The 25,680-nt window shown below is 58.1% G+C and carries 31 protein-coding genes and 1 tRNA gene; 21 read left to right on the top strand and 11 right to left on the bottom strand.

The genetic code is table 11. The features are described from left to right. Positions 1–94 precede the first annotated feature (94 nt). From PH562_RS28550 to PH562_RS28540, 3 genes are read right to left on the bottom strand one after another with little or no spacing between them, the layout of a single operon-like run. Positions 95–622 (bottom strand): DUF1697 domain-containing protein, encoded by a 528-nt coding sequence (locus tag PH562_RS28550; RefSeq protein ID WP_285177153.1) that lies wholly within the window; start codon positions 620–622, stop codon positions 95–97. Between the two features lie 5 nt (positions 623–627). After that, positions 628–1,050, bottom strand: coding sequence for a membrane protein insertion efficiency factor YidD (yidD, locus tag PH562_RS28545; RefSeq protein WP_285177115.1), 423 nt, complete (start codon positions 1,048–1,050; stop codon positions 628–630). A 15-nt stretch (positions 1,051–1,065) separates the two neighbouring features. Next, the gene (locus tag PH562_RS28540) at positions 1,066–1,530 is read right to left on the bottom strand and encodes an iron-sulfur cluster assembly scaffold protein (RefSeq protein ID WP_285177113.1); all 465 of its coding nucleotides are present in this window, start codon (positions 1,528–1,530) and stop codon (positions 1,066–1,068) included. A gap of 401 nt (positions 1,531–1,931) precedes the next feature. Here PH562_RS28540 and folE point away from each other — a divergent pair, with 401 nt between their 5' ends. From folE to PH562_RS28525, 3 genes are all read left to right on the top strand, one after another. Further along, complete coding sequence (gene folE, locus PH562_RS28535) at positions 1,932–2,543, top strand: GTP cyclohydrolase I FolE (RefSeq protein WP_075856928.1); 612 nt, start codon at positions 1,932–1,934, stop codon at positions 2,541–2,543. A 25-nt stretch (positions 2,544–2,568) separates the two neighbouring features. Continuing rightward, positions 2,569–3,018, top strand: coding sequence for a phosphoribosyl-AMP cyclohydrolase (gene hisI, locus PH562_RS28530; protein WP_285177112.1), 450 nt, complete (start codon positions 2,569–2,571; stop codon positions 3,016–3,018). Between the two features lie 108 nt (positions 3,019–3,126). Further along, positions 3,127–4,086, top strand: a complete 960-nt coding sequence (locus tag PH562_RS28525) for a patatin-like phospholipase family protein (protein ID WP_113229827.1) — start codon at positions 3,127–3,129, stop codon at positions 4,084–4,086. A 148-nt stretch (positions 4,087–4,234) separates the two neighbouring features. On the opposite strand, the gene PH562_RS28520 is transcribed toward PH562_RS28525, so the two are convergent. After that, the gene (locus PH562_RS28520; protein ID WP_015339966.1) at positions 4,235–4,669 is read right to left on the bottom strand and encodes a CBS domain-containing protein; all 435 of its coding nucleotides are present in this window, start codon (positions 4,667–4,669) and stop codon (positions 4,235–4,237) included. 165 nt (positions 4,670–4,834) lie between these two features. Then, positions 4,835–5,605 (bottom strand): rhomboid family intramembrane serine protease, encoded by a 771-nt coding sequence (locus tag PH562_RS28515; RefSeq protein ID WP_285177111.1) that lies wholly within the window; start codon positions 5,603–5,605, stop codon positions 4,835–4,837. A gap of 406 nt (positions 5,606–6,011) precedes the next feature. Between PH562_RS28515 and PH562_RS28510 the strand changes: the two genes are divergently transcribed. The 7 genes from PH562_RS28510 to PH562_RS28480 all read left to right on the top strand — a co-directional run bounded on the left by PH562_RS28510 (position 6,012) and on the right by PH562_RS28480 (position 12,545). After that, positions 6,012–6,671, top strand: coding sequence for a PAS domain-containing protein (locus tag PH562_RS28510; protein ID WP_285177109.1), 660 nt, complete (start codon positions 6,012–6,014; stop codon positions 6,669–6,671). 82 nt (positions 6,672–6,753) lie between these two features. Continuing rightward, positions 6,754–7,383 (top strand): PilZ domain-containing protein, encoded by a 630-nt coding sequence (locus PH562_RS28505; RefSeq protein WP_113229822.1) that lies wholly within the window; start codon positions 6,754–6,756, stop codon positions 7,381–7,383. 71 nt (positions 7,384–7,454) lie between these two features. Beyond that, entirely contained in the window at positions 7,455–8,417 is a 963-nt protein-coding gene (gene pip, locus PH562_RS28500) for a prolyl aminopeptidase (RefSeq protein ID WP_285177107.1), read from the top strand. Between the two features lie 392 nt (positions 8,418–8,809). Then, the gene (locus PH562_RS28495) at positions 8,810–9,415 is read left to right on the top strand and encodes a transglutaminase-like cysteine peptidase (RefSeq protein ID WP_285177105.1); all 606 of its coding nucleotides are present in this window, start codon (positions 8,810–8,812) and stop codon (positions 9,413–9,415) included. Positions 9,416–9,751: 336 nt separating this feature from the next. Further along, positions 9,752–10,522, top strand: a complete 771-nt coding sequence (locus tag PH562_RS28490; protein WP_285177104.1) for a hypothetical protein — start codon at positions 9,752–9,754, stop codon at positions 10,520–10,522. A 117-nt stretch (positions 10,523–10,639) separates the two neighbouring features. After that, positions 10,640–12,145, top strand: coding sequence for a D-alanyl-D-alanine carboxypeptidase (locus tag PH562_RS28485; RefSeq protein WP_285177102.1), 1,506 nt, complete (start codon positions 10,640–10,642; stop codon positions 12,143–12,145). A gap of 124 nt (positions 12,146–12,269) precedes the next feature. Further along, entirely contained in the window at positions 12,270–12,545 is a 276-nt protein-coding gene (locus tag PH562_RS28480) for a hypothetical protein (protein ID WP_285177100.1), read from the top strand. On the opposite strand, the gene PH562_RS28475 is transcribed toward PH562_RS28480, so the two are convergent. Both PH562_RS28475 and PH562_RS28470 read right to left on the bottom strand, forming a co-directional pair. Then, complete coding sequence (locus PH562_RS28475; RefSeq protein WP_113229817.1) at positions 12,542–12,976, bottom strand: DUF1489 family protein; 435 nt, start codon at positions 12,974–12,976, stop codon at positions 12,542–12,544. The genes PH562_RS28480 and PH562_RS28475 overlap by 4 nt on opposite strands. A gap of 58 nt (positions 12,977–13,034) precedes the next feature. Beyond that, the gene (locus tag PH562_RS28470; protein ID WP_285177098.1) at positions 13,035–14,444 is read right to left on the bottom strand and encodes an L-serine ammonia-lyase; all 1,410 of its coding nucleotides are present in this window, start codon (positions 14,442–14,444) and stop codon (positions 13,035–13,037) included. 198 nt (positions 14,445–14,642) lie between these two features. Here PH562_RS28470 and PH562_RS28465 point away from each other — a divergent pair, with 198 nt between their 5' ends. From PH562_RS28465 to PH562_RS28455, 3 genes are all read left to right on the top strand, one after another. After that, complete coding sequence (locus PH562_RS28465) at positions 14,643–15,335, top strand: DUF599 domain-containing protein (protein WP_113229815.1); 693 nt, start codon at positions 14,643–14,645, stop codon at positions 15,333–15,335. 61 nt (positions 15,336–15,396) lie between these two features. Next, a complete protein-coding gene (locus PH562_RS28460; protein WP_285177094.1) occupies positions 15,397–16,386 on the top strand; it encodes an acetyltransferase domain-containing protein in 990 nt (329 codons plus the stop codon). Positions 16,387–16,398: 12 nt separating this feature from the next. Beyond that, a complete protein-coding gene (locus PH562_RS28455; protein WP_285177091.1) occupies positions 16,399–16,872 on the top strand; it encodes a methyltransferase family protein in 474 nt (157 codons plus the stop codon). A gap of 23 nt (positions 16,873–16,895) precedes the next feature. Here PH562_RS28455 and PH562_RS28450 read toward each other — a convergent pair whose 3' ends face one another. Next, complete coding sequence (locus PH562_RS28450) at positions 16,896–17,285, bottom strand: MerR family transcriptional regulator (protein WP_069612249.1); 390 nt, start codon at positions 17,283–17,285, stop codon at positions 16,896–16,898. Between the two features lie 422 nt (positions 17,286–17,707). Between PH562_RS28450 and PH562_RS28445 the strand changes: the two genes are divergently transcribed. Then, positions 17,708–18,202: a peptide deformylase gene (locus PH562_RS28445; protein WP_285177088.1), complete on the top strand. Its 495-nt coding sequence runs from the start codon at positions 17,708–17,710 to the stop codon at positions 18,200–18,202. A gap of 60 nt (positions 18,203–18,262) precedes the next feature. Here PH562_RS28445 and PH562_RS28440 read toward each other — a convergent pair whose 3' ends face one another. Beyond that, a complete protein-coding gene (locus PH562_RS28440) occupies positions 18,263–18,802 on the bottom strand; it encodes a hypothetical protein (RefSeq protein ID WP_113229811.1) in 540 nt (179 codons plus the stop codon). 588 nt (positions 18,803–19,390) lie between these two features. Here PH562_RS28440 and PH562_RS28435 point away from each other — a divergent pair. Beyond that, positions 19,391–19,546, top strand: coding sequence for a hypothetical protein (locus tag PH562_RS28435; protein WP_285177086.1), 156 nt, complete (start codon positions 19,391–19,393; stop codon positions 19,544–19,546). 102 nt (positions 19,547–19,648) lie between these two features. Here the strand turns inward: PH562_RS28435 and lipB are convergent, their stop codons facing one another. Next, a complete protein-coding gene (gene lipB, locus PH562_RS28430; protein ID WP_285177085.1) occupies positions 19,649–20,365 on the bottom strand; it encodes a lipoyl(octanoyl) transferase LipB in 717 nt (238 codons plus the stop codon). A 239-nt stretch (positions 20,366–20,604) separates the two neighbouring features. Here lipB and PH562_RS28425 point away from each other — a divergent pair. The 3 genes from PH562_RS28425 (at position 20,605) to PH562_RS28415 (ending at position 21,468) form a co-directional block, all read left to right on the top strand. Beyond that, positions 20,605–20,689, top strand: a tRNA-Leu gene (locus PH562_RS28425). 292 nt (positions 20,690–20,981) lie between these two features. After that, on the top strand, positions 20,982–21,197 hold the full coding sequence (locus PH562_RS28420) for a hypothetical protein (RefSeq protein WP_015339986.1): 216 nt from the start codon (positions 20,982–20,984) through the stop codon (positions 21,195–21,197). 76 nt (positions 21,198–21,273) lie between these two features. Then, positions 21,274–21,468: a hypothetical protein gene (locus tag PH562_RS28415; RefSeq protein WP_285177083.1), complete on the top strand. Its 195-nt coding sequence runs from the start codon at positions 21,274–21,276 to the stop codon at positions 21,466–21,468. 34 nt (positions 21,469–21,502) lie between these two features. Here the strand turns inward: PH562_RS28415 and PH562_RS28410 are convergent, their stop codons facing one another. After that, positions 21,503–21,925: a helix-turn-helix domain-containing protein gene (locus PH562_RS28410; RefSeq protein ID WP_285177082.1), complete on the bottom strand. Its 423-nt coding sequence runs from the start codon at positions 21,923–21,925 to the stop codon at positions 21,503–21,505. 218 nt (positions 21,926–22,143) lie between these two features. On the opposite strand from PH562_RS28410, the gene PH562_RS28405 reads away from it, so the two are divergent. From PH562_RS28405 to PH562_RS28395, 3 genes are all read left to right on the top strand, one after another. After that, complete coding sequence (locus PH562_RS28405) at positions 22,144–23,079, top strand: DMT family transporter (RefSeq protein ID WP_285177081.1); 936 nt, start codon at positions 22,144–22,146, stop codon at positions 23,077–23,079. Positions 23,080–23,160: 81 nt separating this feature from the next. Next, positions 23,161–25,170, top strand: a complete 2,010-nt coding sequence (locus PH562_RS28400) for an acetyl-CoA carboxylase biotin carboxylase subunit (protein WP_285177080.1) — start codon at positions 23,161–23,163, stop codon at positions 25,168–25,170. A gap of 162 nt (positions 25,171–25,332) precedes the next feature. Beyond that, positions 25,333–25,680, top strand: a 348-nt coding sequence (locus PH562_RS28395; RefSeq protein ID WP_285177079.1) for an alcohol dehydrogenase catalytic domain-containing protein, incomplete at its 3' end; no start/stop codon positions are given.

The raw sequence follows: 25,680 nt of genomic DNA, 5'->3' as shown, positions 1-25,680 counted from the left end.
GGGTGGTTTCGAAAGATACGGACTTAAGTAAATGCGTACTTAAGTCCGCGCGCCTGATAGCGGTATTTCGTATTCTAGTAAAGGAAAAGCGGCGCTAGGCCCGGATCATCTCGGCTAAACCGCGCACGGTGTTCCAGTTTCGCATCGTTCCGATGCCGAGCCGCTTTGTCGTCAAAGCCAGTAGCATTTTCGTCTCGCTGGCTTTGAGGCCGAAATCAATCCAGAGATCGCCGTTGACAACGGCCATGCGCTCATCTCGCTTGTATCTCGCGAGCATATCAAGAACGTCCGGTTCGAGCGGCTGGCGCATCACCCGGACGATGACCTCGCTAGCGATCCCGTCGAGGAAAGGATTGCCCTCGGCAAGCTTCAGCCATGCGTCGGCATCACGCGCGATGATATCGACATGCTTGCCGAAAGCCGCGGCGAAACCCGCTTCGAGTTGTGCCTCGATCGACGCAATCGGCTGCGGCTCGGCTTCGAAAACGAGATTGCCGGTCGAGACAAGCGTTCGGGCATTGCGAAAGCCCAAACTCTCCGCCATGGCCTTGAGATCGGCCATAACAACTCTGCGGCCCGGGTCGAGGCCAATGCTGTAGAGCAGTGCGACATAGACCGCCATGCGGGTCAGGCAGCCTTTCGCCCAAGGCGGAAATAGCGCCAGGGCGTCCACCAATGATAGCGGCGCTCCAGTTCGCCGGGCACCGGATCGAGCCCGCTTGTGCCTCCCGGCCCGCAGCGCGCCACGCGAAACAACGTCATCCAGCCGCCAGCCCAAAGTCCGTGGCGGGCAACGGCCTCATAGCCATATTCCGAGCAGGTCGGGATATGGCGGCAGGAATTGCCGATGAAGCCGGAAAGCGTCAGCTGATAGAGGCGAATGAGGCCCATTCCGAAAAGCCGGTCGGGCGTCTTGCGAAAGGGGCCGGAATAATTGCGCGATTTGACCAGCTTGTCGCCGGATGGTGACGCATGACGTCGCGCGGACCTCGGAGGAGCTGCACCACCCTCATCTTCATCGTCGTCCTGCATAAGACAGAATTGGCACATCGCACCAAGCCTCGGTCAAACAGCTTCTGCAGTCTTGGCGATGCCGCCCGTCCGCGCCTCCTCGATCTGCCCGATCGCGTCGACAACGGCATCGAATGTCAGCATGGTCGAAGCGTGACGCGCCTTGTAATCCCTGACCGGCTTCAGATAGCGCATGTCCTCGAAGCGGCCGTCAGGCCCCTCGCCGTCGGCCTTGAGCATGGCGAGCATGTCCTCGCGAGCCTTGCGCACCTCATCGGCGGTGGCGCCGACGACATGAAGCGCCATGATCGAGGATGACGCTTGGCCGAGTGCACAGGCCTTGACGTCATGGGCAAAATCGGTCACCACATCGCCGTCCATTTTCAGCCAGATTTTTACGCGAGAACCGCACAGTCTGGAATGGGCCTGGGCACTGGCATCGGCGTCAGGAAGACTGCCGATGCGGCCGATATTGCCGGCAAACTCTAGGATTTTGCTGTTGTAGATGTCGTCCATCACAGATTTTGCTCCGATGCACCCGCTAGAGCATGATGCCGAAAAGTGTAGGCGGTTTTCGGATGACATCATGCTCTATTTATTTGATCTAGAGCGGATTCAAATTTTAGATCGAGCAGACCTAAAATCATCCGGCTCTAGTGTTTCGTAACAAAAAACACAGCGTGTCCGTTTAGGACACTTTCACAGGGACAATGCCATACTATATGTATGTCGTTCGAAGACCATCGAAATGCAATGGTCTTCTGTAAGTTTGATGGGAAACCGTGCAGGACGGCAGGCTTGTCCGCCAGCCAGAACGCCCCGGAGCCCGCCAAAGGTACAAAATCTCCGTACCTCGGGGAATGCCAGTGGCGAGTCCGACAAGATGACATCCGCACAGCGGATCAGGAGAACCACAGGTAATGGACGCCATTGTAAAGAACTTTCCGCAAGTCACTGATTCTGAACGCCCGTCGCAGCAGGAAGCTGAAGACGCAATCCGCGTCCTCCTTCGCTGGGCCGGCGATGATCCGCGTCGCGAAGGCCTGCTCGATACGCCTGCGCGCGTTGCCAAGGCCTATCGCGAGCTCTTCGGCGGCTACGAGCTGAATCCCGAGGATGTGCTCGGCCGCACTTTCGAAGAGGTCTCAGGCTACGACGACATCGTTCTTGAGCGGGACGTCCCGTTCTACTCGCATTGCGAACATCACATGGTGCCGATCATCGGCAAGGCGCATGTCGCCTATCTGCCGAGCGGTCGTGTCCTTGGCCTGTCGAAAATCGCCCGTGTCGTCGATATTTTTGCCCGCCGCCTGCAGACGCAGGAAGCTATGACTGCCCAGATCGCCAATGCGATCGACGAGTCCCTGCGTCCGCGCGGCGTCGCCGTGATGATCGACGCCGAACATATGTGCATGTCTATGCGCGGCATAAAGAAGCAGGGCTCCTCGACGCTGACGATGACCTTCACGGGTGCCTTCAAGGCCGATCCGGCCGAGCAGGCCCGTTTCATGTCCTTGGTCCGGGGTCGCTGACCGGGCTTCAACGAAAGAGCCGGAAATGAACCTGATTTTCAATGCTCCTTCCGAAGATAAATCCGAGTTGGAGGATGCAGGCGATTTCACGCCCCGTTTCGACGATCGCGGCCTGATCACCGCGATCGTGACGGATGCTCATGACGGCGAGTTACTGATGGTCGCGCATATGAACGCCGAGGCGCTCGAGCTGACGATCAAGACCGGCACGGCGCACTATTTCAGCCGCTCACGCGGCAAGATCTGGAAAAAGGGCGAAACCTCCGGAAACCTTCAGACGGTGAAGGAAATCCGAACGGATTGCGATCAGGATGCAATCTGGCTGAAAGTGGAGGTCGCCGGACATGATGCGACGTGCCATACTGGCCGCCGTTCCTGCTTCTACCGAACGGTCGAACTCGAAGATGGGAAGCCGGTGCTGAATGTGGTCGACGATCACCTGCATTTCAATCCGGAAGAAGTCTACAAGCAGTAGACCTATCGGTGATGGTTGTTTCAACAAGCCACAACCAGTATACGATTTGGAAACGAAAAAGGGACAGTATTTTAGCCGAGGCACACGGAGCCTCGGAGGAGGCGAAAAATGCTGAATTGGGGGTTGAATCGTCACATCGGCGCACAGAGCTCGACCGGTTCAGGCCTTACGCAGGATACGTCTACCCCGCTTCTCCCTCCTGCTCCTCCTAAGAAAGTGAAGATTGCCTTGGCGCTTGGCGGTGGCGCTGCGCGCGGCTGGGCGCATATCGGTGTTTTGCGCGCGCTCGATGAAGCCGGCATCGCAGTCGGCATGATAGCCGGCACGTCGATCGGCGCCCTCGTCGGTGGCTGCTATCTCGCGGGCAAGCTTGACGAACTCGAGGCGTTCGCGCGTTCGCTGACCATGCGGCGCATCGCCAGCCTGCTCGACCTCACCATCGGCGGAAGCGGATTGTTCGGCGGCATGCGGCTCACCAAGCGCATGCAGGAACATCTGGAAGGATTTTCCATCGAAGATCTCGACCGTCCCTTCGTCGCCGTCGCGTCGGAGCTGAACACAGGCCATGAAGTCTGGATTGCCAATGGCTCTCTCATCACTGCACTCAGGGCATCCTATGCCCTGCCCGGCATCTTCGAGCCGGTGCGCTCCAACGGCCGTACGCTGGTCGATGGCGCCCTGGTCAATCCGGTGCCGGTTTCCGTCTGCCGAACTTATGAGCAGCCATTGGTGGTTGCGGTAAACCTGCACTACGATCTCTATGGCCGGTCCGCGGTGGTCAAGCACAATGTCGGCTCGCCCAACGGCGATCTGCTGCGTCGCGAAGATGCGCCCGCCATGAAACTCGGCATGACGGGTGTCATGGTGCAGGCTTTCAACATAATACAGGATCGAATTGCGCGTGCGCGCCTCGCCGGCGATCCGCCCGATCTGGCGCTGCATCCGCGCCTCAGCGATATCGGCCTTTCGGAATTTCATCGTGCTGGCGAAGCAATAGAACGTGGCTACGAGGAAACATCCGCAAGATTGACCGAGATCCGGCGCATGCAGGAGGCCTACGCGCGTTGAGCTGTGATAAACCGGCAGCTCAGTAAATCCCTCAACCGAGGGGAGGCTCCGCTAACCCTGCACAATCGGCGCTTTGCTTGGAGTTCAGGCCGTTGCTTGCTGCAAGCGACCCACCGCGCCGATTGCCGCGGCGACGCCGAACCGCTTCTTATCCGGCGATATAGGCCTTGATCTGCTCGGCCTCGAGTTCGATCTCGCGGATGCGCCATTTGACGACGTCGCCGATGGAGATGATGCCGGAAAGCTTGCCCTTCTCCTCGACGGGAACGTGGCGGAAGCGGCGCATCGTCATCAGTTCCATCAACTCGTCGGTGGTCGTATCTTCCTTGCAGCGGTGCACCTTGGCCGTCATCATCGATGCAATCGGTTTGTCGAGGCATTCCTGCCCCTGCTTGGCAACGGCATTAACCACATCCCGCTCTGTGAAGATGCCGGAAATCTTGCCGCCCGGTCCGACGACCACGATGGCGCCGATGCGATTCTCGTTGAGAATTTTCGCGGCCTCGGCAACGGTCGTATTGCCGCCCGTCGTCACGACGTCACGGCCCTTGGCTTCAAGTATGGCCTTTACGGAAACTGACATTCGATCCTCCCATCTCGAAAGCATGATGAACACCTGAAGCGTCCGATATGTTCCGAAATTACCCCCGGAGCTCAAACCGGCGCCTTGCCCGTCGGTCGGTCGATCTCCTCATCCCACGACCGACGGATAGTAATGGTGCGCCAGTGTCAGTAAGAAAGCAACAGCTCATTCATCGGGTGGTAAAGCTTCCTGAGCTTCCACGGGCGGCTGCCGGTCGAAGGGTGCGAAAAGCAGGAATCCGAACAGGAAACCACCGATATGAGCATCCCAGGCCACCGGCTGCGAGCTGTCGCCGGCAAGGTTGATGCCGAAAGCGACGAGTGCATTACCGGCGACCCACATGACGATATAGGCGACGACGGTGCGGCTTCGAAGCGACTGGAAAATGCTGAGACGCGGGTTGAGATGCGCCTGCCGCATGGAAACTCTGCGACCGTCCATGACCGGAAACGCAAAGCGGCAAGCCGCCCCCATCAACGCCGAGACCACGCCCGATGCCCCGATCAAAAGCGTCTGGTCTCCCCAATAGAGCGCCGCATGCAGGAAGGCGGAGGCCGCGGACGAGAAAATCCAGAAAATCACATAGCGCAGTGCACCGATGCGTCGCGCCACGGGTGCTGCAAAGACCATCAGCCAAAGGCTGTTGAAGACGATATGCTCGATCCCGCCATGCAGCAGCGAGTAGGTGACCGGCGTCCAAAGCCATTCCAGCCCCTGCTGCGACAAGGGAAAAACATAGCGGGCCGGGATGAAGCTGAAGGCGAAATAAATCCAGTTCAGCGTATCGTCCGACCACCAAGGAAGGTTCATGACCGCAAAAATGACGATCAGAACAGCAAGGCTCGCCAAAATCGCGGGAGGCAGGTTGAAGGCCGGCACATGCTGCTGCGGCCGCGGATTTTCCGGCTCTGGGCGCGGCAGCTGTTCATCGTCCATGTCTTGCTCGGCTTATCGATAGAGCAATTCCAGGAAAAGTCCGTCCGGAATTGCGTAAAACAAAAGGGATGGAGCGTTTTCGCGATTCGACGAAAAGCGGAAAGGCTCCGGAAGTCATCGACACATACCGTAGCAAAAATCAAAAAAAAAGCCGCCCGCAATATGGGGCGGCGTGCCGGGATGCTCCTCTCCGGATTGGACCTCGATGGCCCGTCCGGCTGCCGGGAAATTCGTGCTGAAGGTCACTTCGTGAAGTGATGAACAAAGCCTTACACCCACCATCCGGCAGAGCAACTAAAACTCCTTGTTAACCCTAATGGCCCGGTTCTGGCATGGAATTCGCAACGTCGGAGTCGAAGGCAATGAATGCCTTTGTATTTGAAATGAAATGGGACACGGACGCATTATGCGCCAGAAGACGAGCATCGATATATTTACCTATTGGGAGCACATACGCGGCAACGCGGATGCCCCCTTGCGCAATTTGATACAACCATCGGCGATCGGCCATATTCTTCCCGAACTGTTCATCCTGGAAAATACGGCCGACGACAATCCACGCTTCCGCCTGGCCGGCACGGCGATCTGCAACCTCATGGGACGCGAACTCCGCGGCGAGCATTTCGCAGCGCTCTGGGCTGGCAGCCAGCAGGACGATCCGATGCGCATCGCCGCCGGCGTGATGAGGCACGTCGTTCCCGCATCGATCCATGCGACGGGCTATTGCATCAGCGGCCGCAGCATGACCTTCGAACTGATATTGCTGCCGGTTCGCACATCGAGCGACACTTGCGACAGACTGCTCGGCTGTCTGACGCCTACCGTTTACGCGACATGGCTCGGCAACGAGCGCCTGGAATTTCTGGCGCTGGATCGCAGCCGCTTGCTTCGCGACCGCCCTGTCCGGCTCGTGGATACGCCGCCCCATCCCGATCCGACAGATCTTCTGCCGCATCAGAGAAGCAGCCTGGGCGAATGGATGCGCCGAAAGTTAATTCAAGCAAAAAATGAGCGCGAGAGAACCGGAATTGACCCAGCTCGGAACAAAATCGATGATCATCTCTAAGTCAAGCCTTGGGAAAGACAACCTTACTTTAAGGAGTTGCGGCTAATAGTTGGAAGAGACGCAATAGGGTTCAAGACGCTTCATGCACTCATTCCAGCCGGCCCATGCGACGCGGCCCAACCAAATGACAGGCAATGCCGTTCGCAATGATCAGCGGACCTTTCAACGGGTTCCGATCAATATGCAGGGCCGCCTGATGCTGGCTAACTACGAGGAATTCGAGTGCCTGGTCACAGAGATGTCGCCGGGTGACCTTCATGTCACCTGCCTGGGACGTCCGCGCGCCGACGAGCGCGTCATCGCCTATATCGATCACCTCGGCCGCGTCGAGGGCAATGTCGTGGCCATCGATGGGCGCGGTTTCACCATGTCGATCAATGCGACCGAACGGAAGCGCGAAAAGCTTGCCGCCCAATTGACCTGGCTTGCCAACAAGCACGAACTCGGCTTGCCGGAAGATCGCCGCCATGATCGTCTGACGCCGCGCAATACCCGCAGCGAGCTCACGCTCGAAGACGGCACGCAATATGTATGCCGCATCATGGACCTCTCGCTCTCGGGCGCAGCCGTCGATGTCGAGATACGCCCCACGATCGGAATGCCGGTGCGCCTCGGCAATATGCGTGGGCGCGTCGTCCGCCATTTCATGGAGGGTGTGGCGATCGAATTCCTTTCGCTGCAGTCGCGCGAGACCTTGCGCGAATTTCTCTGATATTGTCATCCTCCTGTCACGCGGCGTCGCGAAACAGCGATGCCTGTCTTCTCCTCAGCGCGTGACGGCAAATGCTTTACCCGGACACAATTCCTTTTGACGAGGGCCTGCTTGAGGTCGGTGACGGCCAGCGGATCTATTGGACGCAATCAGGCAACCGCCAAGGCAGGCCCGTTCTTATCCTGCACGGCGGTCCAGGGTCAGGAAGTTCCGCCGGAACGCGACGTTATTTTGACCCGCATTATTATCGGATCATTCAGTTCGACCAGCGCGGCTGCGGTGGCAGCCTTCCGCATACGTCGGAACCAGTGGTCGATCTCTCGGCCAACACGACATGGCACACGATTGCCGATATCGAGCAATTGCGGTCGCGCCTCGGCGTTGAAAGCTGGATCGTATTCGGCAATTCCTGGGGCTGCACGCTTGCGCTCGCCTATGCCGAAACCCATCCGCAGCGAGTGGAACACTTGCTCCTCGTCGGCATCACCATGACCAGACAATCGGAAATCGACTGGCTCTGCCAAGGTCTCGGTCGTTTCTTTCCGGAGCAATGGGCACGCTTTCGGGCTGCCGTGCCCGAAGAGGATCGTGATGGTGATCTCGTCGCTGCCTATTATCGCCTTCTGCTTGACCCAGATCCCGCAATCCACGTGAGAGCTGCCAGAGACTGGCACGAATGGGAGGGCGCCTCGATCTTGCTCGATCCGCGCGAGACCCTTCCGTCTCGGTGGTCCGATCCTCGCTATCTGACGGCCCGTGCCCGGATCATCACCCACTACTTCCACCATCTGGCCTGGCTCGATGAGTGGCAGATCCTGCGCGACATCCATCGGCTCGCCGGAATCCCCTGCACGATGATCCAGGGCCGGATGGATCTCGAGGCGCCGCTGGTAACCGCCTGGCAATTGTCGCAAGCATGGCCAGAGGCGGAATTGGTGGTCGTCGCCAACGCTGCCCACTCGCCGGCCGTCGCGGAAATGGCTGCCGCGATCATCCGCGCAACCGACGGGCTTCGCGGCGATTTCAAGCAATAAAAATCAAAATATTTTTTTGAGCCGGCTTTCCCAAAATGGGACAGATTGAGGTTCTTGCTGTCATTTCCAGCACTCGGCAGGCCTATCGCGAGGTGGGCTCTGTATCAATACAACACGGTTGCTGCCCAAATCTGCGTCCGGACGTTAACGATTCTCATTGTTGAAAACCGTTCTGAAACAGCCGGATATCGAACTCTCGCTTCGCTGCACTTCATACCAAAACTCTTCAAATTTTAATCGAATTTGCCGTGAACTTGAATCAAGTTTTCTGCGTGTTTTATGAGAATTTTCTCCAGATTTGATTCAACTAAGCCCTTAATTTAACTGTGCAATTTTGCGTCAGGTAAAATCACGCGTGTCATTCTGATCCCAATAAAAACAGGGACAGGGACATGAACTTCCAAATCGTACTTCGCGGCTTTGCCGCTTTGGCGCTTTCCACTCTTGGCTTCTTCGGCCTTGCTCAGGCAGCACCTGCCAACATGACGATAACAGGCGACGCCGCCCCTCCGATCGGTCACTATGAATTCTGCAAGGAAAACCCACGGGAATGCGCCTATTCCGGCGGTGACGCGGGCCCGATGATCCTGAACCAGGACAGCTGGAAGACGATTCTGAAGATCAATTACACGGTCAACACGACCATCAAGCCGATGACCGATATGGAACTTTACGGCGTCGAGGAGAAGTGGGCGATTCCGACCACCGCCGGCGACTGCGAAGATTTTGCGCTTCTGAAGCGCAAGCAGCTCATCGATGCCGGCTTCTCACCTTCCGATCTGCTCATGACCGTCGTGCTGCAGCCAAACGGCGAAGGTCATGCCGTGCTGACGGTACGCACGGATCGTGGCGATTTCATTCTCGATAACATGCGCAACAAGGTGAACCTCTGGTCCGAGACCGAATATACCTTCCTCAAGCGCCAGTCCGCCGATCATCCCGCTCGCTGGGTCAAGATCCAGGATGGCCGGGCCGTCGCGGTCGGCAGCTTGAAATAAGCGTTCTTCACACAGGATCATCGGCGACCTAGCGCCGATGGTCAAAGTCAGAGGCCCGGTCTCGTCCCCTGATTTCTGTCCAGGCCGGTGCCTCTGAGCCGTTCCCACTGTCCCGGGGAACGGCTCTTTTTCGTTTTGTAACTGGCTCCAAAGCCAAGTCTGAAAATATCCAGAGAATTTAAGTCTATCATTAGCATGGCTTGCGATGCATATTTAACCGTCGATTAACCATCGTGGCGCCAATCATCATTTCCAACGAGACTCAAAAAAGTCAGGCACCGCGAGGCTTTGTCGTCGATGACGGCACCCGGAGCGGAAGGAAATGAAGGCAAGAGTATGGCTCCTCCTCTGTCATCCGCCGCAATGATCGACGAAAGACCGCTGATATCGAGCGGCTTTGTCTATCGGCTCACAGCAGGCGTCGCCATTCTGGCAGCCCTGACCGTCGCCATATCCGTTGGTGGACGCTGGCTTGGCGGGAAAATTTCGCTTGCAGGCCATACGACGGATACCAAGCCCATCTCCGTCACGATCGGCGACGACACAATGCGTCTGGCTGCAAACACCATCCGCTTTCCAAGCGAGCGTTCGGACGGTACGGCCGAGCGCGTCGATCTCTATCTGACCTGGCCGCAGATGCAAGGTTACACCGAAGCTGATCGCATGCGCTTCGACGATATCTCGCAATCGTCCTCATTGATCTTCCTGCAAATCAGCCAGAGCACGATGTCCCACGACATGTCTGGCCGGCTCGGCCCGATCTATTCGCAACTGATGGATGGGGCAGCCTATGGCGGGCCCTTCGGCCTGACGGCACATCGGCTTCGCGCGGATGCCGGCTATAACGACGAAATTCTTTTGACGGCGCCGCGGCCCGGTGAGACCGATTATGTCGTGCGCTGCCTCCTGCCCTCCTCGCCCGCACTGGCAACCAGCGGCGACTGTCAAAGGGACATCAAGGTCGGTAGGGATTTGAGCGTTCTCTACCGTTTTTCCAGCAATCAGCTGGGTGATTGGCGCGCGATGGATGCAGCCGTCCTGAACTTCGTCAATATCCACCTTGTGGATAATGCCGCGCCTGCGGCGACAGCTGTGGGCGGCCGCTAAAATGGCGCAGAAACATGAAACCAACTGTTCATCATAAACCGATTGGTAACGCTAAGCCTCTACTGTTGAACGGAATGGCCGTTCATGGAGGCGTCGGCCGAATAATCGAGAATGTAAATGCAAGCAGAGAGTGATTTAGTGTCCAGATCCGTTCTTTCCGTTTCGTCGTCTCAAACCGGTAAGATTCTGGCGAGAGCGCTTCTTGGTTTTTCGATTGCAACGGCGACAGTCGCGGTGACTGTCGTTGACGCAAGCGCGGCCGGTCCGAAATATGCCGGCATCGTCATCGATGCCAATACCGGTAACGTTCTCTACAGTGAAAACGCCGACACGCTGCACTATCCAGCCTCGCTGACGAAGATGATGACGGTCTATCTGACCTTCGAAGCGCTTGAAGCCGGCCGCATCACCCTCGATACCCCGGTTGTGTTTTCAAAAAACGCCGCAGCGCAGGCGCCGACCAAGCTCGGTATTGGCCCCGGCCGCTCCGTGACTGTCCGCGAGGCGATCCTCGGCATCGTCACAAAGTCTGCCAACGATGCCGCAATGGCGCTTGGCGAGATGCTTGGCGGTTCGGAGGAAGGCTTCGCCCGCATGATGAACGACAAGGCGCGTGCGCTCGGCATGACGCGCACGACCTATCGCAACCCGAACGGCCTGCCAAACACAGCGCAGATGACGACGGCGCGCGATCAGGCCCGCCTTGGCATCGCCTTGCGCGAGCATTTCCCGGAATATTACGGCTTCTTCTCCGAAACGAGCTTCCGGCTCGGCAATCGCACGATCCTTGGTCACAATCGTCTGGTCGGCTCCGTACGCGGCGTCGATGGCATCAAGACCGGTTACACGCGTGCCGCCGGCTATAATCTCGCGACTTCCGTGAAAGTCGATGGCCGCTCCATCGTCGGCGTCGTCCTTGGCGGCGCTTCGACGCCAGCTCGCGACAATCAGATGCGCAAGCTGATCGCTGATTATCTGCCCAAGGCATCGACAAAGCATATCGATTCCAATGTGATCGCGCAGGTGCCAGCCGTATCCCCCAATGTGAAGGCGGCCAGCGCGCGCATGGCGGATATCAGCCACGCGAATATCAAGAATAACGGAACTACCGAAGTCGCCGATTCCGGCCCTTCCAGTGCGGCGGCCTTCGCAGCAGTAACGCCGCAATCTTCCTCCTCCAATCCGTTGCTTTCGACAAAAGCGGAGCCCGCGAAGCGGCCCACCTATGACGAAACAGCCTCCACCGGATCTACAAACGATGCTGATGAGGATGAGATCGATACCGTAACGACCGCATCGACCTCCAAGGGCGATACGAAACTCGTCAAGCTGCAGCGAGCCGAGAAATCTGAAAAGGTCGCAAAGGCTGAAAAAGCTGAGCGCGGGCCTACCGGCTGGATCGTTCAGATTGGCGTTTCCTCCAGCAAGGACGGTGCGACCGACCTGCTTGATACCGCGAAGAGCAAGGCCGGCAAGGCATTGCGTTCGGCTAAACCCTATGCCGTCGCCTTCGACGGCGGTTACCGCGCCCGTTTTGGCGGTTTTGAAGATCAGAGCGAAGCGGTGAATGCCTGCAAGGCGCTCAAGCGTGCCGGCGTAAAGTGCTGGGCGAGTATGGAATAGGCATGTGGCGGGTGTTTTCACGCCGCATGATATGAAATTGGTCGGGCCTTCTATGGCTCCGATCTTCCGGTTCCGATTGTCAAACGGGCCGGCCCTGAGTTTGTAATGTGTACGGGGTTTTGAAATGGCAATGAACGAGAACTTTCCCGGTTTCTCGCTCGATAGCGGGGGCAAGATGAAACAGAAGGGCTTTGCTCTTCATCCGCTGCATGAGGCAGCGATGCGGCTGGCGGACCTGGGTCTCAGCCGCTCACGCTCGCGCAACAAGACGAAAGACTTGATCGGCGTTCTACTTTGCCACGGCGCTCGCGCCTGGCGCTATTCGCAGCCGGAAGCCCATATTCATCTGCACATCACCGCCCCGACCGGCCGCGCGCCGATCATGATGCGGCTGCGTTAAAGCAACCCGAGTTCGGAAAGTTCCCGCCGCAGATCGGCGGGCAATTCGGCTGCCGCGCCGAGACTATCGAGATCGCGCGGCACGTCGTCCTGCGGCAGGTACCGCCAGCCCTGAAATGGCCGCTTCGGCTGCCCTGTCGTCTCCACAACACTCGGGTCGAGAATAAGTCGGCAGCGCTGAATACCATCAGCGTCGGTAAAGGTCTCGATGCCAAGCAATTTTTGCCGCGCCTGCACCTGCCCCTTGATCACCCAATAAAGCGAGCCGCCGTCCAACAGCTCGTCTATCCGTTTCGGCACCATGCGCGTCGTGTGGGTTGTATGCGGCTCAAGCCCAGCAGCAATGGCGTTCATCGCCCGCTCGGAAACCCATTCGCGCAGATCATCAAGCGAATCCGCGCCAACGCACAATTTAATGAGATGCAAAGCCATAATGCCGTTGAAGTCCTTTTGACCGACAGCGTCAAGCTTTTAGATCAGGCGTCCACACTCAACACTCCACGACATTGACGGCCAGGCCACCGGTGGAGGTTTCCTTGTATTTCTCGCTCATGTCGTGACCCGTCTGGCGCATGGTTTCGATGCAGGCGTCTAGCGGCACGAAATGCTGGCCGTCGCCCTTGATCGCAAGCGAAGCGGCAGTGACCGCCTTGACTGCACCAAGCGCGTTACGCTCGATGCACGGCACCTGCACCAGGCCGGCGATCGGGTCGCAGGTCATGCCAAGATGATGTTCAAGCGCGATTTCAGCCGCATTTTCGATCTGTTCCGGCGTCGCCCCCATCACTGCGGCAAGTCCCGCAGCCGCCATCGCGGCCGCCGAGCCCACCTCGCCCTGACAGCCGACTTCGGCGCCCGAGATCGAGGCATTGTGCTTGATGATGCCGCCGACGGCAGCAGCCGTCAGAAGATAGTTGCGAATACCGTCCTGATCCCAGTCCTCATGGAAATGCTGATAATAACGGATCGTTGCCGGAATGACGCCCGCCGCTCCATTGGTCGGCGCCGTCACGACGCGGCCGCCGGCCGCATTCTCTTCATTGACCGCCATGGCGTAGACGCTGAGCCAGTCGTTGGCGAGCAGCGGATTGATGCGGTTGCTGCGCCACTCTTCCTGCAATTTATCATGGATGGCACGCGCACGCCGGCGCACCTTCAGTCCGCCTGGCATGATGCCATCGACCTTGAGACCGCGATCGATGCAGCTGCTCATGGCCGCCCATATGCGGTCGAGGCCGGCATCCAGCTCCTCGCCGCTCATATGTGTCTCTTCATTGGCGCGTTTCATCTGCGCAATCGAAAGGCCGGAACGCTCGGACATTTCGAGCATCTGCTTGGCGCTGGCAAAGGGGAACGGAACGCGCTCGCCGGCCGGGGCAGGCTTTTTCCGGTCGGCCTTCATCTGCTCCAATTCGGTATCGGTAACGACGAAGCCGCCGCCGACGGAATAATAAATGCGCTTGACCAGCAAGCGCTCATCCTTATCCAAGGCGGAGAAGCTCATGCCGTTGGCATGACCGGGCAGCGGCACTTTCTTGTCGAAGATGAGGTCGGTCTTGGGCTGGAACCGATAGGCCGGATGGCCCGGCGGCATGATGCGCCCGCTGCGCTCCACTTCGTCGATAATGGCATCCATATGGTCGGGATCGACGCTATCCGGCCTCTCGCCCATCAGGCCGAGAATAACCGCCCTGCCCGTGCCGTGGCCAATGCCTGTGTGGGCGAGCGAGCCATGCAGGCTGACCTTGATCGACTCGACATGCACATTCGAAGACGGGCGTGGCCATTCGTTCGAAAGAACGAGATCAAGGAAGCGATTCGCGGCCGACATAGGCCCCATCGTGTGCGAGCTGGACGGTCCCACACCGATCTTGAACACATCGAAAACTGAGAGAAACATGGACCTTTGGTGCCTCCAGGCAAATCGATTTCCGGCAAGGCTACGCTATCGGGGCAAGCTTGCACGGCGATTTGCCGACATCGGATTTCATGGCAGCGACATTACATATAGGCATTCGGGGAAGCAAACAGAAGGCCATTGCATGCGCCACGCGCTGCGCTACAGTCCACACCGGATTGATCTGGAGAATCTCCCTTTATGACGACTGCCGACTATGTCGCCCTCGCCCTCTTCATCTTTCTCTGGGTCGCGCTGAACTGGATCACCAGCAGCGCCAGCTTCTTCAATCGCACAAGCCTGACGCTGGCGATGAATGCGCGCCGGCGCGAATGGATCTACAACTCGCTGCGCCGCGACCTGAAAATGATAGATACGCAGATCCTCTCGGGCCTGCAGAACGGAACCGGCTTCTTTGCCTCCACATCGATCTTCGCCATCGGCAGCTGCTTTGCGCTTCTTGGCGCCACAGATAAGATCAACGCCTTTTTTTCGGATATGCCCTTCATTCTCAACGGTGGTCGCACAGCCTTCGAAATCAAGGTGGCCGGGCTTGCCTGCCTCTTCGGCTATGCCTTCTTCAAGTTCGGCTGGGCTTACCGCCTGTTCAACTATTGCACCATTCTCTTCGGTTCCCTGCCGATGCGCGAGGACGCTCTTCTCGATCCCGCGGGTGCGGAAAGAGCCGCCGAGCGGGTGGTGCGTATGAACATTATCGCGGCGCGCAATTTCAACGCCGGCCTCAGGGCAATCTTCCTGTCGATCGGCTATCTCGGCTGGTTTCTGAGCCCTTACGTTTTCATGGTCACGACCATGTTCATCATCATCGTGCTGGTTCGCCGGCAGTTTTTTTCCGATGCCCGTCTGGCCATTATGGATAGCGATGTGCCATGACATGCCCGCGTCGTCTCAAGCGGCGCTCGTGATCTGAGTTCATGCCTGGAAGGACCCGCCAATGGTCGCTATCGCCGAGAGTGCCGATGCACCGCAAAAGACGCCCCGCATCGGCATTCTGGACACGGCGCGCGGCGTCGCGCTCTTGGCCATGGCAAGCTATCACTGCACCTGGGATTTCGAATTCTTCGGCTATCTCGATTCCGGCACGGCGGAAACAGGCTGGCTGAAGCTTTACGCCCGCGTCATCGCCAGCACTTTCCTGTTCCTGGCAGGGGTCAGCCTCGTGCTTGCCAATACGCCGGAAATCCGCTGGCGCTCTTATTGGCGACGACTAGGCATGATCGTCGCGGCGGCCGCTGCCATCTCTCTCGTCACCTTCATCGGCATGCGCGACGAATGGATATTTTTCGGCATCCTCCACAGCATTGCGGCCGCGAGCCTCATTGGGCTCCTCTTCCTGCGTCTGCCGGCATTTGCCACACTTCTCGTCGCGATAGTGCTTACCGCCGGCATTGTCGTCGACAATATGATTGCACCCCTATCGCTGCATTCGACATTTTTCGACGCGCCCTGGCTATGGTGGGTGGGGCTTTCGGAAAACATCCAGCGCTCGAACGACTATGTGCCGCTTTTCCCATGGCTGACGCCATTCTTGTTCGGCCTCGGCACCGCGCAATTGGCGACATCTCTTGGCTGGCTTAAGTCGTTGGCGAAATTCGGTCCCGGCCGCAATCTCATTGCCCGTGCCGGTCGGCACAGCCTGATCTTCTATCTGGTCCATCAGCCGGTGCTGTTCGGTCTCGTCTATCTTCTGTCGCTGGTCGCTCCGGCTCCGCCGCAGGACGCGACCGCCGGCTATATGGGGCAATGCGTGGCCTCTTGTACTCGATCGGGCAGCGAAGCCATGTGCCGCAGCTTCTGCCAATGCACGCTCGACAAGTTGCAGACTCAAAATCTCTTCAAACCATTGGAATCTGGGGCGATCAAAGCAGATACCGATGAACGCGTAAGCCGAATCGCGATACAATGCACGGATGAAGCGCAATGACAGGGTTATTCTATGAATGCCTATCGTTCGAAGTCGCTGAGTTTTCCGTGGCCGCCGCTGCTCTATAGCCTCGCCATCATGGCGGCGCTGTCTCTGCAGCGGTTGTATCCTCTGCCTTTGCCCTTCATCTGGGCGCTGATTTCATGGGTGGTCGGCGCGCTTTTGACCGCCTTTGCGGTGACGTTGAATGTCTGGGCCGTCAAGACACTGATGGAACGCCGTACGACCATTCTGACCCAACGCTGCAGCGCGCATCTCGTGACCTCCGGCCCCTTTCGCTTCACCCGCAATCCAACCTATCTCGGCTATACCTTGCTGACCGCAGGCCTCGGTCTTCTGATCGGCAATCTCTGGTTCCTGGCCATGGCGGCAGCGGCCGCCGCCTTGACGACCTTGCTCGTCATCCGCTGCGAGGAGATGCATCTCCTCTCGCGATTCGGCTGCGAATTCGAATTTTACTGCAAGCACACGCGGCGCTGGCTTTGAGAAGCTGAGCGCTTAATAGCGGATCAAGTTCCCACGCCGATTTCGGCCAGCCGGCCGAGACAAGCCTCTTCGACATTGTCGAGTTCGCTCAGCGTATCGTCGATATCCTTGCGCTTCTGACGCAGCTCGTCGCGCTTTTCGTCGACGCGCTTCATCAGCAGCTTCAGCTGGCCGATTTCACCCGGAGGCTCCTTGTAGACCTGGATGATTTCGCGAATTTCGGCGATCGTGAAGCCGATGCGGCGGCCGCGCAGGATTTCCATGATGAGACGCCGGTCGGCCGGACGGAACAGACGCGTGCGGCCCCTGCGCTCGGGGTGAATGAGGCCTTCGTCCTCATAGAACCTAAGGGTTCGGGTCGAAACGCCGAATTCCCGAGTGAGCTCCGTTATGCTATAGTATCCGTCGACCAAGAATCCGCCCCTATCTGCTCCCCATGATAATATTGACTTTTACGTAATAGTCAATTTTCACGGGTTGCAGTCAGTTCCCGACCCGCTAGTGCAGCACAAAACCGCAGGCTCACAAGGCCTGAGAGGGCGAAATTTCCCGAAAATTCGATGGGAATGGTCATAAAGACCGCAGACGCCTAAGCCATGCGATGTGCGAATCAATGCGATGGAAGTACGAAATGGTGGAATAGAATGGCAGACATCATTCGGCTAGAAGGCCTCCGGCTCGCCCAACGTCCCGAATTGGGTTCACTTAAAATCGATAAAAACAATTGGATGATGGAAAAAGCTCATAGGGAAGCTCAGCTGTTAAGGGGTGGCATTGCCGTCGTCTTCTCCTTATCCTGGCAGCCTCCTACCCAATGTCCTCCATAGAGAGTGCCGTGTCCGCCCGCCCCATCATCCGCTTTCCGAATCCGCTATTACGAACCGCCTGCACTGCCGTCACGGCCTTCGACGACGATCTGCGAGTGCTCGTCAACGACCTGCTGGATACGATGCGGGCCGCGCCCGGCGTCGGCATCACCGGCGCGCATATCGGCGTCCTCAAGCGAGTCGTTGTGATCGAACTCAGCCGCGAGGATGGTGTGCGTACCTATATCAATCCGGAAATCCTATGGTCATCGGCGGAGACCATGCGGCATATGGAGGGCAGCGTTTCGATGCCCGGAGCGACGGAGGAGATCGTCAGGCCGAAATCGATCCGGTTTCGCTATCGGGATGTCGCCGGCGAAACTCATGAAGCGGAGGCGCATGACTTTCTGGCCATTTGCATCCAGCACGAGATCGACCAGTTGGACGGCATTTTCTGGCTGCAGCGGCTTTCCAAGCTCAAGCGCGACCGGCTCGTCAAAAAATGGGAGAAGACGCGGGATTGATATAAGCAAAAGAAAACGGGCGCCCGAAGGCACCCGTTTCGTAGTTCGTCAGCTTCGCAATCAGCCCTTGAGCTTGGAATTGCAGAGGCTGTAGTAGCCGCCGCCCTTCTGGATCCACTTCAGGCCGCCGAGCGAATTGCTGGTCTTGGCGGCATTATAGGCGTCTACGCAGGTGTGGAAGCGGCCCTTGCCGGGCGTCTCGGTAGCATATTTGGGATCGACCTTTGCCGGGAAGGTTACACCAGCCGGAGCAGCCGTGGTCGGCTTTGCCGGTTCTGCTGCCGGCGGCTTGGTGGCATCGGGTTCGCTGGCGTCGACCTTGGCTGCCGCAGTGGTCTTCGCCGGCTTGGCAGGCGTCGTAGCCGCTGGTGCGGTGGCTGCGGGAGCGGTGGTCGTCGTAGTGGCGCTGGCGTCCGCACTGCACTGCGTTGTGCGGAAGTCATTCCACTTCTGGCCGTTCAAGGTACCAGCGGTCTTGGCCGCCTGGTATTTGGCGCTGCACTCTTTCATGGTTAGCGCAGAAGCCGAAGAAGCGAGGCCCATCGAGCCTACAACTGTGAGAGACGCAAGAGACATCAACAGGATGGCACGACTTGTCATTGGCATATCCTCCGCTCTATGACGAATGTCGAAACTATTAATCGTATCGTCCATATCGATTGTCAATCGACGCGCGATCTGGGGGCGACGGAAGACACCATATGCGGACGAACATGAACGCAAACTGTACAAAAATAGCCATCAAAAAGAGTGGCTTGACTGTAGTGACAATCCCGGATGGCGGTTCATCGGCGCGCTGAGTTCATCCGGAGATGGAAGAATCGATGGTGCCGATTCATATTGCAATCTTGCTTCTGCTATTTGCACGTCAGCGATGCATAAGGGCGATTCCAGACCAAATACAACCTGTCGTGAGCTTCGGCCTTGAAGTGCGAGCGCCTCGCCCTAGTTTCGGTTATGCAGTTCCCCTCTCTGTGCCCTGGATGCTCTCCCTTCCAGGGCATTTTTCTTTCAATGCACTTTTCCTGTCGAGCGGAGCGTGCAGCGAAAATGGACCATCGCACCAAATGATTCGCCACATCTCCCAAATGGGCGTAGGCTGTCTTCACCGTTGGCTACCGAACCCGTAGGCGCCATCGGCTGAGAGAGATGATTACTCTCGCCTGCAGAGGTCAAGGAGTTACCCGCATGACCTCGCATGATAGCGATAATATCCTGAGCGATCAGAAACTGCATGATCTTCTCAAGGCGGAAGACAGCATTGATCTCTTGGAGAAATCGAAACGGTTCGTTCTGGATGAACCGGAACTGCCCTTGGCAGAAGAGCGCTCGCGTGAGCTATAGCAGTTTTCGCCATGAATCCGGACAGGTCGTTTGACCTGTCCTGCTCAGCGTTAGAATTCAGCGCAGCCTCCGGCATGGTCTTCGGGCAATCGCCAATCACCTTCACGGGTCATTGATGGTTTCGCCGAAGACCTGTTCGAACGCCTCACGCAGGCGAATATCGACATCCGCCATCATGACTGGCAGACCGAGATCGACGAGGCTAGTGACGCCATAGGCCGAGATTCCGCAAGGAATGATACCGGTGAAATGCCCGAGATCGGGATCGACGTTCAGCGACAGGCCGTGAAACGTCACCCATTTGCGCACGCGGATGCCGAGAGCTGCAATTTTATCCTCGGCCACAGTGCCGTCAGCCAGAATCGGCTTCTCCGGGCGCCTGACCCAAACGCCGACTCGATCCTCTCGCCGCTCGCCGCGCACATTCATCGAATCGAGCGTGCGGATGATGACCTCTTCGAGCGCGCCGACGAAGGCTCGGATATCCTGCCGCCGACACTTGAGGTCCAGCATGACATAGGCGACGCGCTGACCTGGCCCGTGATAGGTATATTCGCCGCCGCGTCCGGTCGCAAAGACCGGGAATCGATCCGGCTCGATCAGATCGGCGGCATTGGCACTGGTGCCTGCAGTATAGAGCGGCGGATGCTCGACCAGCCAGACGAGCTCCGGCGCCCGCCCCTCGGCAATCGCGGCCACTTCCGCCTCCATCGTGGCTACGGTCTCTTCATATGGCACGAGGCCATCGCTGATCCGCCAGCGGACCGGCGGCGTGCCTTGAACGGGAAACATTTGGTGAGAAAGTTCGGTGCGAAGCATATGGCAGTCCTTTGCGCGCCGCGCCGGCCGCATATGTGGAAAACCTGCGTGCCAACGAGTTGTCCACATATGGCGCTATTCGGGCGGGAATTCAAACATGTAAGGCGTTTCCGCTGCATCCGGACCAGCTCGATCGGACGAGCTGTGAAGGAATTTAAAAAAACTGACATATCGCTCTTGTGCCCCCCGAATGCTTTTGCTACATGCAGCCGCGCCGGAGCAATCTGGCCTACCACGATGCGGTCGTGGCGGAATTGGTAGACGCGCAGCGTTGAGGTCGCTGTGGGGCAACCCGTGGAAGTTCGAGTCTTCTCGACCGCACCAAGAACCCGGCTTTGGCCGGGTTTTTTGTTTTTAAAACAATACCTAACCAACGCTTGTTTCAGCGCGATGTTATCCCGCATGCCATCCTCCACCTTGCCGACGGCATGCAAGCCGATCAAAGCGTCGGGAATATTGCGGCGCTGCCCCTTATCCAAACAAGTTGCTCACGAAATTCATGCCAAGAGGCAGTTCGCATACCCTGATGGGCCGGAACAGCCGTCGTATTTCCATGGTCACTTGACTTCGCGCCCCTCTCTGGCACCGTGAACGTCTTCAGACATGGGGAAAACGGATGACGCCGGAACGCTTTTCAGAATGCCTTCTGCATATACGCTGGACGCCCATCAATCTGGCGAGCGCTCTGCAATGTGACCTGTCATGGGTGGAGGCGCTGGAAGCTGGAAATGCCAAAGTCCCGGAAGGGTTGGCGGAGTGGCTAGAAACCCTCGCGCAATGCCATGAGAAAGCCGGTGTCCCAACCACCTATCGCGGCCGTGGACACGATTGAGGTTGAAGGAGACGAGCTGGGAGAACGATGACAGTCCCAAAATGGCGATAATTCATTCCAAACGGAGGAATTGGAGATGAATGATGATTTTCGCTTGAAGCTTATCAAAATCCGAGGCGAAAAGATCGCCCATCGCAACGAACTGCTGGCGATGAAGACGCAGGGCATTGACGCGAAAGAGATCGGAGAGGTCATCGATCTTGACGACATGATCGCCCGTGAACAACTCGCGATCGACACCCTCGACGATACGATTGCCAGATTAAGCTAGAAGTACCTAAGCCGCGCCACGTGGGAAACCGCGCTCAATGCGCCACATCCTTGCTGAGATTGCGCAGCCGGATCTGATGGTCGAGGCGTTCGAGCTGCTTTGTCGTCGTCTCTATCAGCCGGCCGATCTCCTGATAGGCCGTGCGCAGCCGCGATAGCTCGTTCCTGACGGCTTCCAGGGCGCGCTCGTCGCTGTCCTCCCCAGGTCCGTCGCCCGATCCGGTCATCAGCCACGCCGGAGAAACATCGAAAAGAGCTGACATCTTGGCCAGCGCGGCGGGATTGGGTTCGGCGCGATCGGATTCCCACGCGAGCATTGTCTCCTCGCTGACGCCAAGCTGTCCGGCCAGCGTTTCGAGACTGATTCCCGCGGCATCGCGCGCCATGGACAAGCGCCCTCCAAGCGTATCACCGCCTTCATCCGAAAAAACGGTCGTCTCTTGTTCTGGTTTGAACATCGGTGCGATCCCTTTCCTGGTCGCGCCAGCCATTTTTCGCGGCGCAGTCATGTTTTAGCCGGTTCCAAAGCTCCAGATAGGTCTAAGGGCGTCATCTCGCCAGGGAGATCTGTCCCATTTGGAAAAGTATGGCACTTTCGGATGGCTGCCACCGCGTCTTGCAACCTGCTCTCAAGCGCGTCTTGATTGCATGTTAGTCCTGTGTTTGAAGTTGACGCATGCCCGTCTCTTCCGCCGTTTCCACGCAGCAAAATCCGCTTAGAGGCATGACGATCATGGCAAGCGCCATGATCCTGCTGCCGACGATGGACGCGATTGCCAAGTACATGGCGAGTTTTGAAGGCATGTCGCCGGGCCAGGTGACATTCTATCGCTTCTTCTTTCAGCTTGTGTGCATGCTGCCGCTCCTTGCGACCGCTACCGGGAGGTCGGCCTTCTCTGCAAAGCGGCCCTGGTTGAATCTGCTGCGTGGCGCATTGCATGGCGCTGCGAGCCTACTCTTTTTCGCCGCGGTCAAATACATGCCGCTTGCCGATGTCTTCGCGATCTATTTCGTCGAGCCCTTCATGCTGACGGCCCTTTCTGCCCTGTTTCTCGGCGATAGGGTCGGCTGGAGACGCTGGCTGGCAATCGCCGTCGGCTTCGTTGGCGCGATGATCGTCATCCAGCCAAGTTTCGAGATTTTCGGATTGAAGGCGCTGCTGCCCGTTGCCTGTGCATTTCTCTATGCGCTGTATCTTTTCATGAACCGCGCCGTCGGCGAGGCGGATTCGCCGATCACGATGCAGATCATGGCCGGCGTTGGTGGCACGCTGTTCATGTCGATCACCCTGCTGGTCGGAGCATCCGCTGGCATCGCTGACTTCGAGCCGTCCCTGCCCGCGTCGACGCTTGGACTGGTGCTTCTGCTGATTCTCGGTTCGATATCAGGCTACGCGCATATGCTCGTCGTCAGAGCCTTCCGGCTGGCGCCACTGTCGCTGCTTGCTCCATTCCAGTATTTCGAGATCATTTCCGCTACCGTCCTCGGTTACGCAATTTTTGGCGATTTTCCCAATCTTTCCAAATGGATCGGCATCGCCATTATCGTCGGCTCCGGCCTCTTCATCATCTGGCGGGAACGCGTTCAATCGAGATTGAAAAAAACCGCGTGAGCGCGGACATGTTGCGCATGGACCAGGCAAGCAATTTATGGATAAAACACTGACTGAATAGAGTATTTGGGCGGAGATTGCATGTTCAAGAAAATCCTGATCGCCAATCGCGGCGAGATCGCCTGCCGCGTCATCAAGACCGCGCGACGAATGGGCATCCTCACGGTCGCCGTCTACTCGGATGCGGATCGGGACGCATTGCATGTCGAAATGGCCGATGAATCCGTGCATATCGGCCCAGCTCCCGCAGCCGAAAGCTATCTCGTCGCTGACAAGATCATCGCTGCCTGCAAGGAGACCGGAGCCGAGGCAGTTCATCCGGGTTATGGCTTCCTGTCCGAGCGCGCCTCCTTCTGTGCGGCGCTGGAGAAGGAAGGTATCGTTTTCATCGGCCCGAAGCCAAAGGCGATCGAAGCCATGGGCGACAAGATCGAATCGAAAAAATTCGCCAATGCCGCCAAGGTCTCCACGGTTCCGGGCTATCTCGGCATCATCGATGATGCCGATCATGCCGAAAGGATCGCTGCCGAGATCGGCTATCCCGTCATGATCAAGGCATCCGCCGGCGGCGGCGGCAAAGGTATGCGCATCGCCTGGAGCAAGGATGAGGTACGCGATGGTTTCGAGCGCGCCCGTTCGGAGGCGAAAAGCTCTTTCGGCGACGACCGCGTCTTCATCGAGAAATTCGTCGTCGATCCCAGGCACATCGAGATCCAGGTGTTGGCCGACGCTCACGGAAATGTCGTCTATCTCGGCGAGCGCGAATGCTCAATCCAGCGCCGGAACCAGAAGGTCGTCGAAGAAGCTCCCTCGCCGTTCCTTGATGAAGCAACGCGCAAGGCCATGGGCGAGCAATCCGTGGCGCTCGCCAAGGCCGTCGATTATCAAAGCGCCGGCACGGTCGAATTCATCGTCGATCACGACAAAAACTTCTATTTCCTCGAAATGAATACCCGCCTGCAGGTCGAGCATCCGGTGACAGAGCTGGTGACCGGCGTCGATCTCGTCGAGCAGATGATCCGCGTTGCAGCGGGCGAAAAACTGCCGTTCAAGCAGGCGGATATCAAGCTCAACGGTTGGGCGATCGAAAGCCGCTTGTATGCGGAGGATCCCTATCGCAACTTCCTGCCCTCGATCGGCCGTCTGACGCGCTATCGTCCGCCGCGCGAAGGCAAGACGGAGACATCGGTCGTGCGCAACGACACCGGCGTCTTCGAGGGCGCGGAAATCTCTATTTATTACGATCCGATGATCGCCAAGCTCTGCACCTGGGCTCCGACGAGGCTGGAGGCAATCGAAGCGATGGGCGAAGCTTTGGATGGTTTTGTCGTCGATGGCATCGAGCACAATATGCCGTTCCTCTCGGCTCTGATGAAGCATCCGCGCTGGCGCGAAGGCCGCCTCTCCACGGGCTTCATTGCCGAAGAATATCCCGATGGCTTCGCGCCGGTGACGCCGGACGAGGAGCAAACCGCTTTGCTGTCGGCAATCGCCCTTTCCTGCAGCCTGATCGAATCCAACCGCCGCGAACGCTATGCCGACCGGCTGCGTCCAGCCGCCGCGCCACTGCGGGAGAGCTGGGTCGTCAAGCTTGGTGCCGCCTATCTGCCTGTGACATTGCTTGAAGGCGTGGTGATCATTCCCTTCGAGATGGACATGCAGATCGGCGCCCAAACCGTAACTGTCGCAACCGACTGGCGTCCCGGCGATCCGGTATGGGCTGGCACGGTCGGCGGCCGCAAGCTGACAGCCCAGATCCGCACCGTGCTCAATGGTCTGCGCATCGATTGGCAGGGTATTTCCGTCCGGACCAGGGTGTTCACGCCGCGTCAGGCTGAACTCGACAAGCTGATGCCGGTCAAATTGCCGCCGGATACCTCGAAGCTGCTGCTCTGCCCCATGCCGGGCCTGGTCGTAGCGATTGCTGTTGCTGAGGGACAGGAGGTCAAGGCGGGCGAAACACTGGCCATTGTCGAAGCGATGAAGATGGAAAATGTCCTGCGCGCCGAACGCGATCTGGTCATCGGCAAGATCAACGCCAAGCCGGGCGAAAGCCTCGCCGTCGACGCAGTGATCATGGAATTCGCCTGATCGAGAAGCTGCGCCATCGGGGCCATATCAGAAAAGCTGCGCGGCGATTGCTCGGCTAAAACATGACAATTGCGACGCTAAGTGTCTGATTTTGGCTTGAGCCGCCCCGTGCGCCCATGCCAATGTCGCGCGGACCAAATCATAGCAGGAAGGGACGAGATCATGGACGTAAGAGCAGCGGTCGCGGTTGCGGCAGGCAAGCCGCTTGAGGTGATGACAGTTCAGCTGGAGGGGCCAAGAGCCGGCGAAGTGCTGATCGAGGTCAAGGCGACCGGCATCTGCCACACCGATGATTTCACCCTGTCCGGTGCCGATCCGGAAGGCCTGTTCCCGGCGATCCTCGGCCATGAGGGCGCCGGCATCGTCGTCGATGTCGGACCGGGGGTGACCTCGGTCAGGAAGGGCGATCATGTCATTCCGCTCTATACCCCCGAATGCCGCGAATGCCCGTCGTGTCTCAGCCGCAAGACCAATCTGTGCACCGCAATCCGTTCGACCCAGGGCCAGGGC

Origin of the sequence: Rhizobium centroccidentale, assembly GCF_030182565.1 — a bacterium.
GTDB lineage: Bacteria > Pseudomonadota > Alphaproteobacteria > Rhizobiales > Rhizobiaceae > Rhizobium.
Note: the sequence above shows the minus strand (reverse complement) of the source record. Positions and strands in the feature narration are given on the sequence as shown.

Bases quoted from the DNA above. Each gene is read 5' to 3' on its own strand.
- pip (WP_285177107.1), top strand. From the start codon at position 7,455: ATGCTTTACCCGGACACAATTCCTTTTGACGAGGGCCTGCTTGAGGTC.
- PH562_RS28435 (WP_285177086.1), top strand. From the start codon at position 19,391: ATGACCTCGCATGATAGCGATAATATCCTGAGCGATCAGAAACTGCAT.
- yidD (WP_285177115.1), bottom strand. From the start codon at position 1,050: ATGTGCCAATTCTGTCTTATGCAGGACGACGATGAAGATGAGGGTGGT.
- PH562_RS28475 (WP_113229817.1), bottom strand. From the start codon at position 12,976: ATGGCTTTGCATCTCATTAAATTGTGCGTTGGCGCGGATTCGCTTGAT.
- PH562_RS28420 (WP_015339986.1), top strand. From the start codon at position 20,982: ATGACGCCGGAACGCTTTTCAGAATGCCTTCTGCATATACGCTGGACG.
- PH562_RS28405 (WP_285177081.1), top strand. From the start codon at position 22,144: ATGCCCGTCTCTTCCGCCGTTTCCACGCAGCAAAATCCGCTTAGAGGC.
- PH562_RS28470 (WP_285177098.1), bottom strand. From the start codon at position 14,444: ATGTTTCTCTCAGTTTTCGATGTGTTCAAGATCGGTGTGGGACCGTCC.
- PH562_RS28400 (WP_285177080.1), top strand. From the start codon at position 23,161: ATGTTCAAGAAAATCCTGATCGCCAATCGCGGCGAGATCGCCTGCCGC.
- folE (WP_075856928.1), top strand. From the start codon at position 1,932: ATGGACGCCATTGTAAAGAACTTTCCGCAAGTCACTGATTCTGAACGC.
- PH562_RS28465 (WP_113229815.1), top strand. From the start codon at position 14,643: ATGACGACTGCCGACTATGTCGCCCTCGCCCTCTTCATCTTTCTCTGG.
- PH562_RS28480 (WP_285177100.1), top strand. From the start codon at position 12,270: ATGGCAATGAACGAGAACTTTCCCGGTTTCTCGCTCGATAGCGGGGGC.
- lipB (WP_285177085.1), bottom strand. From the start codon at position 20,365: ATGCTTCGCACCGAACTTTCTCACCAAATGTTTCCCGTTCAAGGCACG.
- PH562_RS28410 (WP_285177082.1), bottom strand. From the start codon at position 21,925: ATGTTCAAACCAGAACAAGAGACGACCGTTTTTTCGGATGAAGGCGGT.
- PH562_RS28525 (WP_113229827.1), top strand. From the start codon at position 3,127: ATGCTGAATTGGGGGTTGAATCGTCACATCGGCGCACAGAGCTCGACC.
- PH562_RS28455 (WP_285177091.1), top strand. From the start codon at position 16,399: ATGAATGCCTATCGTTCGAAGTCGCTGAGTTTTCCGTGGCCGCCGCTG.
- PH562_RS28550 (WP_285177153.1), bottom strand. From the start codon at position 622: ATGGCGGTCTATGTCGCACTGCTCTACAGCATTGGCCTCGACCCGGGC.
- PH562_RS28505 (WP_113229822.1), top strand. From the start codon at position 6,754: ATGCACTCATTCCAGCCGGCCCATGCGACGCGGCCCAACCAAATGACA.
- PH562_RS28490 (WP_285177104.1), top strand. From the start codon at position 9,752: ATGGCTCCTCCTCTGTCATCCGCCGCAATGATCGACGAAAGACCGCTG.
- PH562_RS28415 (WP_285177083.1), top strand. From the start codon at position 21,274: ATGAATGATGATTTTCGCTTGAAGCTTATCAAAATCCGAGGCGAAAAG.
- hisI (WP_285177112.1), top strand. From the start codon at position 2,569: ATGAACCTGATTTTCAATGCTCCTTCCGAAGATAAATCCGAGTTGGAG.
- PH562_RS28440 (WP_113229811.1), bottom strand. From the start codon at position 18,802: ATGACAAGTCGTGCCATCCTGTTGATGTCTCTTGCGTCTCTCACAGTT.
- PH562_RS28515 (WP_285177111.1), bottom strand. From the start codon at position 5,605: ATGGACGATGAACAGCTGCCGCGCCCAGAGCCGGAAAATCCGCGGCCG.
- PH562_RS28510 (WP_285177109.1), top strand. From the start codon at position 6,012: ATGCGCCAGAAGACGAGCATCGATATATTTACCTATTGGGAGCACATA.
- PH562_RS28460 (WP_285177094.1), top strand. From the start codon at position 15,397: ATGGTCGCTATCGCCGAGAGTGCCGATGCACCGCAAAAGACGCCCCGC.
- PH562_RS28485 (WP_285177102.1), top strand. From the start codon at position 10,640: ATGCAAGCAGAGAGTGATTTAGTGTCCAGATCCGTTCTTTCCGTTTCG.
- PH562_RS28520 (WP_015339966.1), bottom strand. From the start codon at position 4,669: ATGTCAGTTTCCGTAAAGGCCATACTTGAAGCCAAGGGCCGTGACGTC.
- PH562_RS28495 (WP_285177105.1), top strand. From the start codon at position 8,810: ATGAACTTCCAAATCGTACTTCGCGGCTTTGCCGCTTTGGCGCTTTCC.